Source organism: Pedobacter sp. GR22-10, assembly GCF_026239715.1.
GTDB lineage: Bacteria > Bacteroidota > Bacteroidia > Sphingobacteriales > Sphingobacteriaceae > Pedobacter.
On sequence record NZ_JAPIVR010000002.1, the window covers coordinates 440805 to 456326 of the forward strand.

Annotated in this window: 14 protein-coding genes; 8 read left to right on the plus strand and 6 right to left on the minus strand. The window is 38.6% G+C overall.

The window, feature by feature from the left end; translation table 11 throughout:
* Positions 1 to 84 precede the first annotated feature (84 nt).
* Positions 85 to 930: a S1 RNA-binding domain-containing protein gene (locus tag OQX64_RS09300; RefSeq protein ID WP_088302782.1), complete on the plus strand. Its 846-nt coding sequence runs from the start codon at positions 85 to 87 to the stop codon at positions 928 to 930.
* Positions 931 to 1012: 82 nt separating this feature from the next.
* On the opposite strand, the gene OQX64_RS09305 is transcribed toward OQX64_RS09300, so the two are convergent.
* The 3 genes from OQX64_RS09305 to OQX64_RS09315 all read right to left on the minus strand — a co-directional run bounded on the left by OQX64_RS09305 (position 1013) and on the right by OQX64_RS09315 (position 4574).
* A complete protein-coding gene (locus tag OQX64_RS09305; RefSeq protein WP_088302781.1) occupies positions 1013 to 1678 on the minus strand; it encodes an MCP four helix bundle domain-containing protein in 666 nt (221 codons plus the stop codon).
* Positions 1679 to 1870: 192 nt separating this feature from the next.
* A complete protein-coding gene (locus tag OQX64_RS09310) occupies positions 1871 to 3304 on the minus strand; it encodes an ATP-dependent DNA helicase (RefSeq protein WP_265818562.1) in 1434 nt (477 codons plus the stop codon).
* Positions 3305 to 3434: 130 nt separating this feature from the next.
* A complete protein-coding gene (locus tag OQX64_RS09315) occupies positions 3435 to 4574 on the minus strand; it encodes a putative sensor domain DACNV-containing protein (RefSeq protein ID WP_088302778.1) in 1140 nt (379 codons plus the stop codon).
* A gap of 307 nt (positions 4575 to 4881) precedes the next feature.
* Between OQX64_RS09315 and OQX64_RS09320 the strand changes: the two genes are divergently transcribed.
* The 3 genes from OQX64_RS09320 to coaD are packed head-to-tail and all read left to right on the plus strand — an operon-like array spanning position 4882 to position 6728.
* On the plus strand, positions 4882 to 5691 hold the full coding sequence (locus OQX64_RS09320) for a DUF3822 family protein (RefSeq protein WP_265818563.1): 810 nt from the start codon (positions 4882 to 4884) through the stop codon (positions 5689 to 5691).
* On the plus strand, positions 5682 to 6218 hold the full coding sequence (gene rsmD / locus OQX64_RS09325; protein ID WP_265818564.1) for a 16S rRNA (guanine(966)-N(2))-methyltransferase RsmD: 537 nt from the start codon (positions 5682 to 5684) through the stop codon (positions 6216 to 6218). Before OQX64_RS09320 ends, rsmD begins: the two co-directional genes overlap by 10 nt.
* Before the next feature lie 48 nt (positions 6219 to 6266).
* A complete protein-coding gene (gene coaD / locus OQX64_RS09330; RefSeq protein WP_088302775.1) occupies positions 6267 to 6728 on the plus strand; it encodes a pantetheine-phosphate adenylyltransferase in 462 nt (153 codons plus the stop codon).
* A 594-nt stretch (positions 6729 to 7322) separates the two neighbouring features.
* Here coaD and OQX64_RS09335 read toward each other — a convergent pair.
* A complete protein-coding gene (locus tag OQX64_RS09335; RefSeq protein ID WP_265818566.1) occupies positions 7323 to 7934 on the minus strand; it encodes an NUDIX domain-containing protein in 612 nt (203 codons plus the stop codon).
* On the opposite strand from OQX64_RS09335, the gene pyrE reads away from it, so the two are divergent.
* From pyrE to clpB, 3 genes are all read left to right on the plus strand, one after another.
* Entirely contained in the window at positions 7933 to 8583 is a 651-nt protein-coding gene (pyrE, locus tag OQX64_RS09340) for an orotate phosphoribosyltransferase (protein ID WP_088302772.1), read from the plus strand. The genes OQX64_RS09335 and pyrE overlap by 2 nt on opposite strands.
* Positions 8584 to 8630: 47 nt before the next feature.
* Positions 8631 to 9029, plus strand: coding sequence for an SRPBCC family protein (locus OQX64_RS09345; RefSeq protein WP_088302771.1), 399 nt, complete (start codon positions 8631 to 8633; stop codon positions 9027 to 9029).
* Positions 9030 to 9373: 344 nt separating this feature from the next.
* Positions 9374 to 11986, plus strand: coding sequence for an ATP-dependent chaperone ClpB (clpB, locus tag OQX64_RS09350; protein ID WP_088302770.1), 2613 nt, complete (start codon positions 9374 to 9376; stop codon positions 11984 to 11986).
* A 72-nt stretch (positions 11987 to 12058) separates the two neighbouring features.
* Here clpB and OQX64_RS09355 read toward each other — a convergent pair whose 3' ends face one another.
* Together OQX64_RS09355 and OQX64_RS09360 are read right to left on the minus strand one after the other, a co-directional pair.
* On the minus strand, positions 12059 to 12265 hold the full coding sequence (locus OQX64_RS09355) for a helix-turn-helix domain-containing protein (protein ID WP_265818567.1): 207 nt from the start codon (positions 12263 to 12265) through the stop codon (positions 12059 to 12061).
* A 3-nt stretch (positions 12266 to 12268) separates the two neighbouring features.
* Entirely contained in the window at positions 12269 to 12760 is a 492-nt protein-coding gene (locus tag OQX64_RS09360; protein ID WP_265818568.1) for a DUF2975 domain-containing protein, read from the minus strand.
* 440 nt (positions 12761 to 13200) lie between these two features.
* On the opposite strand from OQX64_RS09360, the gene OQX64_RS09365 reads away from it, so the two are divergent.
* Positions 13201 to 14061, plus strand: a complete 861-nt coding sequence (locus OQX64_RS09365; RefSeq protein WP_010601359.1) for a sigma-70 family RNA polymerase sigma factor — start codon at positions 13201 to 13203, stop codon at positions 14059 to 14061.
* Positions 14062 to 15522: the final 1461 nt, after the last annotated feature.

Sequence of the window (15522 nt, forward strand, 5' to 3'; positions counted from 1 at the left end):
ATATAAAAAATTTAAATCAGATCTTGCCTTTAAAGATTAGTATCTTTGTACAAAAACCATTGAAGAAAATGGTTAACCATTACGATGATTGAAATAGGAAAATATAATGAATTAAGGGTTTTAAGTAAAACCGAAGCTGGCTTAAACTTAACGGATGGTGATAAACTGGTGATATTACCTTATCAGTATGTTCCAAAGGGCCTGGAAATAGGTGATAACGCAAAGGTTTTTGTTTACATTCAAAAAGACGGTCGCTTAACCGGAACCACACAAAAAGCTTATGCTGAAGTAGGCGATTTTGCTTTCTTAAAAGTGGTTTCTGACGGAGATGACGGCATTTTCATGGATCTGGGCATTGATAAAGATGTTTACGTTCCTACAAAAGAACAGAAAAGGCCGATGCAAAAAGGTTATAAATATGTGGTTTACCTTTACCTGGATGAAAACAGCGACCGTTTGCTGGCCTCTTCAAAACTTTATGATTTTGTTGAAGAAGAAAATTTCGATTTCGAAGAAGGTGATGAGGTGAGTTTACTGATTACGGAAGAAACTGACCTGGGCTTCAATGCCATTATCAACAATACCTATATTGGCTTACTTTACCATAACGAGGTTTTTGATAACATTCAGATTGGAGATTATCGTAAAGGCTGGATCAAAAAAATCCGTGTAGAAGGTAAAATTGACCTGACTTTACAACCCAGTGGTTACGGGCATATTTTAGATTCAAAAGAAGTCATTTTAAATGCATTAAAAAAGAATGGCGGCCTGATCGAGCTGGGTGATAAAAGCTCACCTGAAGAAATTTATCACCGTTTCCAGATCAGCAAAAGTGCCTTTAAGAAAACGATTGGTTCGCTTTATAAAGAACGATTGATAGTACTTTCTGATGATTCAATCCGCCTGGTAACGGATGAAGATGCAGAATAACTGAGTCATTTAGCCGCAGATTACGAATCTTGGATAGATGCTGAAATAAATTCAGCATGCTAAATGAGTAATCTGCGGAATCTTAATTTAAATTAAACTTCTCGTTCTGAATTTTAACTATATTGGACGCGGAAATAATGGAAACAACCATCACCCCGATAAGGACGGCTAAAATTCCCTGCAGGGAAGAATATATTTTGGTTCCGGAAACAAAGATTTTGGAATCCTTTATTAATTCATGACCCACATTTGATTGAATTTTAATCAGCGCAGAAAGTTTGACAAGTGTTTGGTTAGCTATTTTTTTTCCTTCAGACTGATAAATTCTAAGTGCATCTTCTTCCGCCATTTTCAGCACCTTTAACTCCAGTTGCTTTTGCTGACCTAAGGCACTTTTTAGATCATTCAGAAATACCTCTTCCTGCTTAACCAGTAACGTGAGTTGGTATTTCTGAATCACTGAGTCAATCTTGAAGTTATACTGATCAATTTTTGCCTGACCACTTAATGGCAAAGAATTATTGATTAGCGCATCATTAAAAATCATATTTTTCTGGTAAAGATTTTCGGCAATGAAGTACAAATCAGTTGCCGGAACCAGCCGATCATTATACATAGAGATAAATGATTCATTAATTGTTGCTACACTTTTATCTTCCAAAAACCGGATTAACAACATGCAGCACATCATACAAAAGAGCAGGAAAGCAATTTTCAGCTTATTTTTAAGGCTAAATGCAAATTTCATGAGGTATTGAGGTTAGCCATTCAAGGTAAGAATTTAGAATGGTTTAGCTGCAGATATTATTGTAATTTTTGAAGTGCCTGTATCACATTAAAACATTTTTTATCGGGCAGAATTAAGCTGCAATCTGCAACTAAACTTGCTTCAGGTTTTCGCTCAGATAAAAATCCGTATTTCCACAGGAAGTTTAGCCGCTTAAAAATAATCTGCCTGAGCTGTTTTGGCAAAGAGCTGAGGCGCAAAATTAACTAAATATAACTCTTTCCTGGCCCGGGTTACGGCCGTGTATAACCAACGCAGAAAGTCTAAATCGATCATTTCTTCGGTTAAATAACCCTGGTCTGCAAAAACGGCGTCCCATTGTCCGCCCTGTGCTTTATGACAGGTTACCGCATAGGCAAATTTAATTTGCAAGGCATTATAAAATGGATCAGCCTTGATGGCGAGCATCCTTTGGCGCTTATTGGCAATGTGTTCATAATCTTCATTCAGTCCATCAAAAAGCTTTTTATTTTGCTCGTATGGCAGGTTTGCAGATTCGAGGTTTAAGGTATCCAACATCACCTTGCAACTGATTTGCCCGGCTGCCGGAAAATCCATAAACTCTAAAGTAGCATCCGCAAAGCGGAAACCATAACGTTCTTCTTCTCCCCTGACGCGGATCACTTTAGCCATATCTCCATTGGCGATAAAAGCCGTTTCCTCATTTTCCGGAAGCCAGAAATAATTATTGCGCACCACCATAATCTGATCGCCACCAGTTAACTCTTCTTCGCGGTACAACAACCTGGCGCGGATTTGCTGGTTGTAAATATTAGCCGATTTATTAGAACGGCAAACCACCAGTGTATTCTCCATTCCAAACTTACGGTAGGCATATTCTAATCCTTCTACCAGCCTGGCACCCGCCATATTGTAAATGTCAGTATAATTTTTGGTTAGGAATTTGGGCAGGGGTTTATCGGGATTTTTAGAAATTTGATTCCGAAGCATGGTTGCATTAGCCAGGATACCTGATTTTTTTCCCTGGCGAACCACCTCTTTCAATTCTACTGAAGTAATGGTTAGTGCAAATTTATCCTTTAAGTATTGTTCGTTTAAAGCCGGACTATCTAAACTCCCCACCGGGGGCAATTGTGCCGTATCGCCAACAAATAGCAAAAAACATTTTTTAGTATTATAGACAAATTCTAATAAATCCCTTAAAATAGAGGAACCCGTCTCGTTAAATTCATCGGCAATCATAGAAGCCTCATCGATGATAAACAGGGTATTTTCAGAAAGATTTGGGGCCATCTGAAACTGCATTTCCGGCGATGCCGCAGAGCGTTTCCGGTAAATTCTTTTATGAATGGTTAAGGCCTTCCGCGATGCATACTGGCTCATTACCTTTGCCGCCCGACCTGTTGGTGCCAGTAGCTCACTCTTTAAGTTAAATTTCGACAACACTTTCACCAAAGCTGCAACAGATGTCGTTTTACCCGTTCCGGCATAACCTTTTAATACAAAACAGCGATATTCATCTTCCTCCTGCAAAAACCTGGACATCCGTTCGCAAAAGAGTAACTGCTCCCGTGTGGGCATATGTTCATAAGCTTGGGCAATCAGGCTACTTTTATCTGGGTACATTTATTGTATAATCGTTAAATTGTTTTAAAAAGCATTTGATTTAATGATTTGGAAAGCAATTGTACTGCTAATCAGGTGTATAGTCAAGTCCTTCCAGCAATAAAATAATCCAACAATTGAGCAATATATATTACAACAACAAGGTTTCAATCCGGTGTGCCATCACCATTTTTTGCTGTTTGCTCCAGCTGAAGATCGTAAAATGTCCATCCTGTGAAGCCACTAATCCAATGGCTTCAGGCTGATCATTTACAAATTGTGCCACTGAAAAATGCCTTGTTCCACCTAGCTGCCCCGGGTATAACAGTTTATCTTCTCCGCCAAGAATCGGTTCAGAAAAGGCAATCTGCTCAACAGTAGGCTTACCTTTAGCCCGGCCAATCTTTGCCCCAAAAGCAATCAGATCAAATTGATCATTTATAATGGTGGCCCCGTCAACGGCGGTTAATCCCGCCAGGTGTTCCACTTCGCGCCTTAATGCACCTTGTGAGAAAATTTCTGTCTGGTTACCGCTTTGTTTAGCCAGGTTTGATAAACCGGAGAAAGGAGGTTCAATTAAATATTGGATGGGCTGAATGATAGACTCTTTCCATTTGGTATTTTCTTTAGGTACAATTAATAGCGCACCACCACGCCCGTGCCCACGCATAGAAACCGAAAACTGAATCAGGATATTAATTGGATCATTCCAACTGGCCAATACCGTTAAATCCAGTAAAGCTTTTAAAATCGGCGGGCAATCACGATTCGTACAGGAAGTATCATCCACAATTCTGATTTGTTCACCCTTTAAAACTGCTACATTGGTGTATTTTCCAATGCCGTAAATCCGGCGGTGTTTGATCACAATCAATCCAGGTTCAGAAACATCTACTACAAAACAAAAATTAGGGATATTTAAGGTGGTGCCCCAGATGTATAATTCACCGTCCTCTTCCCATACACCCAAATGGATCCCGGAACGCTCTATACCAGGTGCAATTTTAGTCAGGGTATTGGCATTTAAAGGTAAGGGTTTAGCAAACCTTAAAGGGTTTGAAGTTTGCGAAGGCGGTAAAAAAGCAACAGATATACGCGGTGAGTGCCCCTCTTCTTTCCGCAGGCTGCTCCAGAAAGCCACGTCTATCAACGCCTCTATTGTTTTCCTGTCTGGTTGTGAAGCCAGATCAACCTCTCCCTGTGCTGCGGCATTTTGATGCAAGCGAATAAAATGTTGCTCAATTTTGGCAGCAACCGTGTTCGCGGCTTTGTAAGTAGGCGTGTAACTCATGTTTCGAATTTAAGTCGAATATTTCAAATTTTTAATAAATGAAAGGTTTGATTTTGGTCAAAAGATTTGGCTGGATTTAACTCCTGCATATACAGATTTTTTATTCAGGCAGATAAAAAAATACCCAAACAATTTACTGCAGAATTACAGAAATATAAATGAGATTTTCATATTAATCTATCTTTAGATAACTCATACATGTAAAGGCTATTCCTTGAAAAGGACCAGATCTCCTTCCAACTAAGCGCGCTTTGCGAAAAAACTTTGTGCCCTTTGCGGTTAATCTCCAAAAAACGCTATTTTTGCGATGATGAGTAATAACAGCCTATTATTGGTAGACCCGGATTTTAAAGCTGATGCATCAGTAAACTATCAGTTATTATTGAAAATAACAAACGATAGTTTTTCATATGCAGTGGTTGATCAGGACTCAGAACAAGTTAAGGTCATTTTTGATCAGCAAGGCTGTGAAGATTTACCACTTGTTTTACAGGATGCTTTTGAATCAGATCATCATCTTTCCCATTCTTATGGTTCCATAAAAGCTGCCATACACACCTCAAATTTTGTTTTTATTCCGAATGAGTGGTTTAATGCCGATGATCTATCCGTTTATGCTAATTTTTTAGGTTCTGAAGGAAAGATATTTAGCAAAAGCCACCAGCATCTTGGCTTTAATACTGTTTTTTCTTTAGCAGAAAAAATAGAAGAGAAACTTCCGGAAAGCACAGTTGTGTATCCGCATTCTTCGCCTTTACTTGCTTTGTTTACCCAGTTAACCGACAATGCCTTGTTGATTGATTTTACAGCATCTTCCTTTAATGTACTTTTTATAAAGGATAAAAAAATTAACTTCCAGAATCATTACTCAGCAGAAACAGCCGAAGAATTTAATTATTTTCTGTTACTGATCATAGATCAATTAGCCCTCACGGAATCTTGTCCCGTATACCTTCAGGGAATTATAAATGAAGATGATGATAATTACAATACACTACTAAAATATTTTAATAACCTCTACTTCTTCCTTCCTGCTGAAAAACAACATTGTGAATTGCTGGCGGATATGCCTAAACACTATTTCAGCGGTTTGCTGGCCTTAAGCTTATGCGAATAATTGGAGGAAAACTAAAAGGGATCCGTTTGCAGCCACCGGCAAACCTGCCTGTCCGCCCCACTACGGATATGGCCAAAGAAGCACTTTTTAATATTTTAAACAACAGATTTGATTTTGAAACCTGCACCGTGCTTGATTTATTCTGCGGAACAGGAAACCTGACTTTTGAATTTGCTTCCCGCAATGCAGAAAAGATTTTAGCGGTAGATATGGATTATGGCTGTATAAACTGGGTAAAAAGTGCCGCACAAAAATATGAATTTAAGCAGGTGGAAGTGCGTAAGGCGGATGTTTTCAAGCTCCTGAAGCAGATGACAGGTGCTTACGATTTGATTTTTGCCGATCCGCCGTATCATATGCCCAATATCCCACAGCTTCCGGTTCTGGTTCAGGAAAGACAATTGCTTAAGCCACACGGATTATTAATTGTGGAGCACCAAAGCAATATGAGACTGAGCAATCAGCCAGGCTATACTGAAACCCGCAAATACGGAAACTCATCGTTTAGTTTTTTTGAATATGTTTAAGCTTGGCTAAACCTTTCACCTTTCCGCTTAAAAATCTATATTTGAATCATGAAAATAGCGCTGTTTCCGGGCTCGTTTGATCCGATTACCATTGCACACGTCAACATTCTGCAACGTGCCACTCCCCTTTTTGATAAAATAGTGATCGGAATCGGATTGAATAGTTCCAAGCAAAATTTTCTGACGGCAGAACAAAGGCTCCATATCCTGGAAACGGTTTTCGCTGATTATCAAAACATAGAAATACAAACCTATCAGGGCCTAACGGTAGATTTCTGCAGAAAAATAAACGCCACCTATATGGTTCGTGGGATTCGTTCCGCATCAGATTTTGAATACGAAAGAGCCATTGCACAAATTAACCAAACCATGATGCCTGAAGTGGAAACCATTTTGCTGCTCAGCAAACCCGAATACTCTGCCATCAGCTCAACCATTGTCCGAGATATTTTAAGAAACCATGGCGATGTGAGTCCTTTTGTGCCTAAAGAAGCTTTGGGGTTTTTATAGGCGTTTTTTATTAGAATCCTGTTTCAGGATCTTATCTAAAAAGGTGCTGAACTCCATTCAGCAGGACGATTAGACCAGTGCATTCCGACGAAAAATCGTCATTGCGAAGCAAATTTTTCATTTGCTGAAGCAATCTCCATTGAAAAATCTCGGCAAAAAAGATTGCTTCGTCTTACCTCCTCGCAATAACGATTCTACTTGAAAATCGTTTTCCTTAGTTCATTTCAGCATCTTATCTAAAAAGGTGCTGAACTCCATTCTGCAGGACGATTAGACCAGTGCATTTCCACGAAAAATCGTTATTGCGAAGCAAATTTTTCATTTGCTGAAGCAATCTTCATTGAAAAATCTCAGCAAAAAAGATTGCTTCGTCGTACCTCCTCGCAATGACGATTCTACTTAAAAATCGTTTTCTTCATTCATTTTAGGATCTTATCTAGAAGATGCTGAACTCAATCCATCAGAACGATTAGACCAGTGCATTTCCACGAAATATCGTCATTGCGAAGCAAATTTTTCATTTGCTGAAGCAATCTCCATTGAAAAATCTCAGCAAAAAAGATTGCTTCGTCTTACCTCCTCGCAATTGTAAAGTTACAATATTCCTCCGGCCCTCATTACATCCATAATCGATGGAAAAGTATTTTTAACTATAGGAGTAAGGTGATTTTTATCCAGCCAGACTGCTTCATCAATCCCCTCCTCCTTTTGAGGAATTAATTTTGGCTCACCCTTAACCTTCATCCTGTACCAGTTTGTCTTCTTGATCACCATTTTTGATCCGTTTGGATAAACATGGTACGTTTTACAAAGTTTCTCTTCGCGTTTGAATATCTTAATCCCACATTCCTCCTCCACTTCCCTGACAGCAGCTTCCTTCATACTTTCGCCCAGTTCAAGCTTACCTTTTGGTAAATCCCATTTTTTGTTTCTGAAAATAAATAAGAAATTTCCGTTTGCACTTTCTACCAAGCCACCGGCAGCTTTTATGATCTCACAATTCTTTTTAAGCTTTTTAAAGGTTTCTTCCGGATTTTTAGTTAAAAACAAGTAGCTTTTTTTAGATCCGTTCTTTAATTTTTTATAAAATGTTTGTAAATCAAAATCTTGAAATTCAAGTTGTTGAATCTTTTCCTTCTGCTCTGGTAAAACATCTGATATAAACAAAGTGTTATCGTTGATATAAATTCTGTAATTTTGGGCCATGTATAATAAAAGTGATATTGAATTAAAGGTAGCGGAATTTTTATTACAAATAAAGGCAATTAAATTACAACCTAATAATCCTTTTACCTGGGCATCTGGTTGGAAGTCGCCTATTTATTGCGATAACCGTGTTACCCTTTCCCATCCTCAGGTGAGAACATACATCCGCCAAAAGCTTGCACAAGCCATTCAGGAAGAATTCGGTTCAGTTGATGTAATTGCAGGCGTTGCTACAGCCGGAATCCCACAGGGTGTTTTGGTTGCACAGGAACTTGGCCTTCCTTTTATTTATGTGCGGGCAAAAGCGAAAGAACATGGCACAGGAAGCTTAATTGAAGGTGAAGTGGTAGAAGGACAGCGTGTAGTGGTTATTGAAGATTTGATCTCAACCGGGAAAAGCAGCTTACAGGCTGTTGAAGCGTTGAGGTCAGCAGGTTTATCAGTTGCCGGCCTGGCTGCAATTTTTACCTATGGATTCGAAAAAGCAGATGAGAATTTCGCCGCTGCAAAATGTCGTTATCTTACCCTATCCAATTATGCTGCACTTATTGATTATGCTGCAGAACACAGTATCATCGCAAAAAGTGATATGGAATTATTAAGCAAATGGCGTTTAAACCCTTCAGAATGGGGACAAATATTGAGTTAAAATATTGATGCCTCTAACCAAATATATAATCAAATTAAGAAAACACAATGACAATTATTGAAAGCGCTGTAGATGTAAACAGATCCGTTGCTGAGGTTTATGCTTTTCTCTCCAATATGAATAACCATCAGAGGTTAATGCCCGAAAATATATACAACTGGGAATCGACAGAAGATGAGGCACGTTTTACCATTCAGAATATGGCCAAACTGGCCATTAAAATCTCTAACCGGGTTGAAAATCAGGAACTCACCGCTATCCCAACGGAAAAAGCACCTTTTGAAGTGGAATTAAAATGGACGGTAACGGATAATGGCAATGGAACAACAACGGCCAAACACATCATTACCGCAGATTTAAATATGATGATGAAAATGCTGGCTTCCGGTCCGCTACAAAAACTGGTTGATCATCAGACGGAAAGGTTAAAAGATATCTTAGGGTAACTCAAATCACCTCATTCTATTTTAACGTAGCGAAGATATTCTTCGCTTTTTTTATGCTTAAAAACTCCTTTGATGTTGGTTAACCAGGTGTCATTTAATAACAGATGAGTCTGTATCGTAAATGGAAAAGTGCATCGAAAATAGCAGCAGAGATTAGCTGCTGATAATCTTATTAAAAAATAACCTGATTTAATATTGGTTTTCACCTACCGCATCTCAGACAAAAATTCAGCATAAAACACTAAATATCAGAAATTTAGTCACCTTAAAAATAAAACAAGCGACAAAATTTCCGATTAAAAAATCAAAACTGACGTGGCATTTGTTTTGATCCAAAGGAAAATATGAACTTCAACAATTTCACTATAAAAGCCCAGGAAGCGATCCAACAGGCTTCTGAAATAGCCCAGGGCAATCAGCAACAGGCTATTGAAACCGCACACCTGCTTAAAGGTCTGCTCACTGTTGATGAAAACGTAGTTTCTTACGTGTTAAAAAAATTAAATGTAAACCTGAATGCGCTGAATCAGAATTTAGATGCAGATATTGCAAAATTCCCTAAAGTAAGCGGAAGCAATGTATACCTTTCATCCAATACCAACAGCGTTTTACAAAAGGCACAAACATTTTTAAAGGAATTTAAAGATGAATTTGTTTCGGTAGAACACCTTTTATTGGGCATTTTGGCTGTAAATGATAGCACCGCAAAACTTTTAAAGGAACAAGGTGTAAACGAAAAGGACCTGAAAAAAGCGATTGTGTCGTTGCGTGGCGATAACAGGGTAACCGATCAAAACGCAGAAGCCACTTACCAGGCCCTCAGCAAATACGCCAGAAACTTAAATGAATACGCCGAAAGCGGAAAACTTGACCCGGTTATTGGCCGTGATGAAGAAATACGCCGGGTGATTCAGATTTTATCCCGCAGAACGAAAAACAACCCTATTTTAATTGGAGAGCCCGGCGTGGGTAAAACAGCTATTGCCGAAGGCATTGCTTTCAGGATCATTAAAGGCGATGTGCCTGAAAACCTGAAAAGCAAAACCGTCTTCTCCCTCGATATGGGTGCCCTAATTGCGGGAGCCAAGTACAAAGGTGAATTTGAAGAGCGTTTAAAGGCCGTTGTAAAAGAGGTGACGCAAAGTGATGGAGACATTATACTCTTTATCGATGAGATCCACACTTTAGTGGGTGCCGGCGGTGGTGAAGGTGCCATGGATGCAGCTAACATTTTAAAACCGGCTTTAGCCAGAGGCGAATTAAGGGCCATTGGTGCAACTACTTTAGACGAGTATCAAAAATATTTGGAAAAAGATAAAGCACTTGAACGCCGTTTCCAAAAGGTGATGGTAGAAGAACCTGATACACAGGATGCGATTTCTATCCTCCGCGGATTAAAAGAGCGTTACGAGACACATCATAAAGTTCGGATTAAAGATGAAGCCATTATTGCGGCGGTGGAAATGAGCCAGCGCTATATTGCAGATCGTTTCCTGCCGGATAAAGCGATCGATTTAATGGATGAAGCAGCCTCTAAACTCCGCATGGAAATGGATAGTGTTCCTGAAAATGTAGATGCATTAGATCGGGAAATTATGCGACTGGAAATTGAGCGTGAAGCCATTAAAAGGGAAAAAGACGATCGTAAAGTACAGGAATTATCAGAAGAAATTGCCAACCTTTCAGCAGAACGCGATGCCTTTAAAGCCAAATGGCAAGGTGAAAAAGACCTGGTAGATGCGGTTAATAATCAGCTGGAACAAATTGAGCATTATAAACTGGAAGCTGAGCAGGCCGAACGCGCCGGAGATTATGGAAAGGTTGCCGAAATCCGTTACGGAAAAATTAAAGAAGCCCAGGATCAGGTCGAAAAATTAAAGGCAGATCTGGAAAGCCAGCAAACCGATAGCAGAATGCTTAAAGAAGAAGTAACTGCTGATGATATTGCAGGTGTGGTTGGCCGCTGGACAGGTATTCCGGTGACCAAACTGATTGCGAGTGAAAGAGAAAAACTGCTTAATCTGGAAGCTGAATTACACCATCGTGTAGCCGGACAGGATGAGGCTATTGAAGCAATTTCTGATGCCATTCGCCGGTCTAGAGCAGGCTTACAAGATAAACGTAAACCAATCGGTTCATTTATTTTCTTAGGAACAACTGGTGTGGGTAAAACTGAATTGGCTAAAGCACTGGCAGAGTTTTTATTCAATGATGAAAATGCACTGACCAGGATTGATATGAGTGAGTATCAGGAACGCCACGCCGTTTCCCGACTGATTGGAGCGCCTCCGGGCTATGTAGGTTATGATGAAGGTGGCCAGCTCACTGAGGCCGTAAGACGTAAACCTTACTCGGTGGTTTTATTAGATGAGATTGAAAAAGCACATCCTGATGTATTCAACATTTTGCTGCAGGTACTGGATGATGGACGTCTGACTGATAACAAAGGCCGGACAGTTAATTTTAAAAATACCATCATCATCATGACATCGAACATCGGTGCGCATCTGATTCAGGATAACTTTAAAGACCTGAGTGATGAAAACCGGGATGAAGTAATTGCCAAAACTAAAAATGAATTATTTGAAGTCCTGAAACAAACCATCCGTCCGGAGTTTCTGAACAGAATTGACGAATTGATTATGTTCACGCCATTAAACCGGAACGAAATCAGGGATATTGTTGCACTGCAATTCAGACAGGTACAACAAACATTGGCTGAGATGGGCATTGAAATGGATGCCAGTGATGAAGCCCTGGATTGGCTGGCTCAATTGGGTTACGATCCTCAGTTTGGTGCAAGACCCCTAAAAAGGGTGATTCAAAAAAGAATACTGAATGAATTGTCGAAAGAAATTCTGGCAGGCAAGGTAGATAAAGACAGCAAAATCAAGCTGGACATGTTCGATCATAACTTTGTCTTCCTGAACCAAAAGCAAGATGAAGCAATGAATTAAACATTTTTAATCCATAAAAAAGGCTCCTGATGATGGTCAGGAGTTTTTTTATGGTATGCTTTTCGTTACAAACTAACTTTTGCGAAATTCAAGCAGATCACCTGGCTGGCAATCTAATACTTGACAAATTGTCTCCAGCGTTTCCAGGCGGATTGCTTTTGCCTTTCCGGTTTTCAGAATAGACAAATTTGACATGGTAATCCCAACCAGTTCACTCAATTGAGTAAGCGACATCTTGCGGCGGGCGAGCATTACATCTAAATTTATAACGATTGGCATGAATTATATGGTTAAGTCACTTTCCTGCTTGAGTTCAATTCCCTTTTGAAATACAAAAGCTATTGTAAGCAATGTTAAGCCAAAAATAAGCAGCCATATCTCAAAATCAACGTGTTTAATTATTTCAGTCAGCTGCATATGTTGAATACCGGAATGCCTGACATAATCGATCGCATTTAGCGCAAAAAGTAAAAATGGTAAAGACGTACAATAAAATCCCATCCTCGTTAAACGTATTGTATTTTCTTCATTGAATACACTTCCATGCTGCACAGAATCGATGAAACGATAAAGGTATACCAGCACCCTCAGCATAAAAAAAGCAATAAATAATAACAATATTCCATACATCCATCCCGGCGTATTTTCATTTCCAGCGGCATTATAGCCATCAATAAATCCCCTTTTTGCTTCATCAAGTGAAGATAAGAATACAGCAATCAGGGTAGTTATATATCCTATCTTAATGAAGCGGATCTGGTTTTTAATTTTCATGTGAGATAATTTAAGAGTATATTCTGATGGTGAATGTAATTTATTAATGCTGATCATTATACTTAAATAGTGCACTGGATAATATTAATGAACTGCAATAGGAAAACTCAAATTATTGAGACCTATACTTTATTAAAGTTGACAACAACAAATCTAAGAAACGTCATCTTTTATGCTGGATCTGCTACAAACATAAAATATTTATTATTACAAAGCAAAATATATTTATTGTAAATCAATAAATATTAAGTAAAAGGCAATAATTAGCTAATTATTGTAGAAAGAGTGACAAAAACTTTATTGGAATGATTTTTGTTACAAGTAATAGTATAAAAAACATGTGCAAACAGCAACACTTTCAGTATTTTATCCTTTCGGATTGCCGTACAATTTCGTAACTTTGCACACTTCAATAATTAAAGAGCACACAAAACGTATAAATGAGACAACTCAAGATAACGCAGTCCATTACCAACCGTGAAAGTCAATCACTTGATAAATACTTACATGAAATTGGTAAAGTAGATTTAATAACAGCAGAAGAAGAGGTAATTTTAGCAAGAAAGATTCGTGAAGGCGATCAGGCTGCATTAGAGCGATTAACTAAAACCAATTTACGTTTCGTGGTATCTGTTGCAAAACAGTATCAAAATCAGGGTTTAACTTTAGGCGATTTAATTAATGAAGGAAATTTAGGTTTAATTAAAGCGGCAAAACGTTTTGATGAAACGAAAGGTTTTAAATTCATCTCTTATGCCGTTTGGTGGATTCGTCAATCCATTTTGCAAGCCATTGCTGAGCAAAGCCGTATTGTGCGTTTACCTTTAAATCAGGTAGGTTCATTAAGCAAAATCAGTAAAGCTTTTTCTAAATTAGAGCAGGAATATGAGCGTGAACCTTCTCCGGAAGAGTTGGCTGATATTTTAGAAACTACGGTTGATAAGATTTCTGATACTTTAAGTAATTCAGGCCGCCATGTTTCTATGGATGCACCTTTCGTTCAGGGTGAAGAGAATACCTTATTGGATGTATTGGAAAACCATGAACCCAACACTGATAGCTCATTAATCAATGAGTCGCTTTCGGAAGAAATTAAACGTTCGCTGTCTACTTTAACAGAAAGAGAAAGAGAAATCATTGTATTATTCTTCGGACTGGGCTCAAACCACCCGTTATCTTTAGAGGAAATCGGAGAGAAATTTAACCTGACACGTGAGCGTGTTCGTCAGATTAAAGATAAAGCGCTTCAGCGCCTTCGTCATACTTCTAGAAGTAAAATATTAAAATCATATTTAGGCTAACACTAATTATCCTAATTGAATTAAAAACGGATCGGCAATTGTCGGTCCTTTTTTGTTTACCAGCATGTTAAGTTCTTTTTATATTATTTAAATATATTAATTAAGCTCTTAAAAACCCTAATGAATGGTATTTCATCAACCAGTATATCCTTCAACGTGAATAATCTTTAATATCAGCAATTAAAATTCAAAACGTTTCCGGTTGGTGAGACACCAAACCGATAGATGGAATAAGATGGCTTAGTCGTTTATCCTCGCAAGAATAACCTTTCACTTATTGTGTTTAAGCAGGAAACATTTTTTAGTAAATTGCTCCTGCCCCCCTACTGGTTTGGTGCCTCACCAACCAGCATATCCTTCAACGTGAATAATCTTCAATATCAGCAATTTAAAGTCAAAACGTTTCCGGTTGGTGAGACACCAAACCGATAGATGGAATAAGATGGCTTAGTCGTTTATCCTCGCAAGAATAACCTTTCACATATTGTGTTTAAGCAGGAAACATTTTTTAGTAAATTGCTCCTGTCCCCTAATGGATGGTATTTCATCAACCAGCATATCCTTCAACGTGAATAATCTTCAATATCAGCAATTTAAAGTCAAAACGTTTCCGGTTGGTGAGACACCAAACCGATAGATGGAATAAGATGGCTTAGCCGTTTATCCTCGCAAGAATAACCTTTCACATATTGTGTTTAAGCAGGAAACATTTTTTAGTAAATTGCTCCTGCCCCCTACTGGTTTGGTGTCTCACCAACCAGCATATCCTTCAACGTGAATAATCTTCAATATCAGCAATTAAAATTCAAAACGTTTCCGGTTGGTGAGATACCAAACCGATAGATGGAATAAGATGGCTTAGTCGTTTATCCTCGCAAAAATAACCTTTCAATTATTGTGTTTAAGCAGGAAACATTTTTTAGTAAATTGCTCCTGCCCCCCCTACTACTGGTTTGGTGTCTCACCAACCAGCATATCCTTCAACGTGAATAATCTTCAATATCAGTAATTTATAAAGTCAAAACGTTTTCGGTTGGTGAGACACCAAACCGATAGATGGAATAAGATGGCTTAGTCGTTTATCCTCGCAAAAATAACCTTTCACTTATTGTGTTTAAGCAGGAAACATTTTTTAGTAAATTGCTCCTGCCCCCTACTGGTTTGGTGTCTCACCAACCAGCATATCCTTCAAAGTGAATAATCTTCAATACCAGCAATTAAAATTCAAAACGTTTCCGGTTGGTGAGACACCAAACCGATAGATGGAATAAGATGGCTTAGCCATTTATCCTCGCAAGAATAACCTTTCACTTATTGTGTTTTAAGCAGGAAACATTTTTTAGTAAATTGCTCCTGCCCCCCTACTGGTTTGGTGCCTCACCAACCAGCATATCCTTCAACGTGAATAATCTTCAATATCAGCAATTTAAAATCAAAACGTTTCCGGTTGGTGAGACACTA

Excerpts from the sequence above, each read along its gene's own strand:
- OQX64_RS09300 (WP_088302782.1), top strand. The coding sequence starts at position 85 with ATGATTGAAATAGGAAAATATAATGAATTAAGGGTTTTAAGTAAAACC.
- OQX64_RS09305 (WP_088302781.1), bottom strand. The coding sequence starts at position 1,678 with ATGAAATTTGCATTTAGCCTTAAAAATAAGCTGAAAATTGCTTTCCTG.
- OQX64_RS09310 (WP_265818562.1), bottom strand. The coding sequence starts at position 3,304 with ATGTACCCAGATAAAAGTAGCCTGATTGCCCAAGCTTATGAACATATG.
- OQX64_RS09315 (WP_088302778.1), bottom strand. The coding sequence starts at position 4,574 with ATGAGTTACACGCCTACTTACAAAGCCGCGAACACGGTTGCTGCCAAA.
- OQX64_RS09320 (WP_265818563.1), top strand. The coding sequence starts at position 4,882 with ATGATGAGTAATAACAGCCTATTATTGGTAGACCCGGATTTTAAAGCT.
- rsmD (WP_265818564.1), top strand. The coding sequence starts at position 5,682 with ATGCGAATAATTGGAGGAAAACTAAAAGGGATCCGTTTGCAGCCACCG.
- coaD (WP_088302775.1), top strand. The coding sequence starts at position 6,267 with ATGAAAATAGCGCTGTTTCCGGGCTCGTTTGATCCGATTACCATTGCA.
- pyrE (WP_088302772.1), top strand. The coding sequence starts at position 7,933 with ATGTATAATAAAAGTGATATTGAATTAAAGGTAGCGGAATTTTTATTA.
- OQX64_RS09335 (WP_265818566.1), bottom strand. The coding sequence starts at position 7,934 with ATGGCCCAAAATTACAGAATTTATATCAACGATAACACTTTGTTTATA.
- OQX64_RS09345 (WP_088302771.1), top strand. The coding sequence starts at position 8,631 with ATGACAATTATTGAAAGCGCTGTAGATGTAAACAGATCCGTTGCTGAG.
- clpB (WP_088302770.1), top strand. The coding sequence starts at position 9,374 with ATGAACTTCAACAATTTCACTATAAAAGCCCAGGAAGCGATCCAACAG.
- OQX64_RS09355 (WP_265818567.1), bottom strand. The coding sequence starts at position 12,265 with ATGCCAATCGTTATAAATTTAGATGTAATGCTCGCCCGCCGCAAGATG.
- OQX64_RS09360 (WP_265818568.1), bottom strand. The coding sequence starts at position 12,760 with ATGAAAATTAAAAACCAGATCCGCTTCATTAAGATAGGATATATAACT.
- OQX64_RS09365 (WP_010601359.1), top strand. The coding sequence starts at position 13,201 with ATGAGACAACTCAAGATAACGCAGTCCATTACCAACCGTGAAAGTCAA.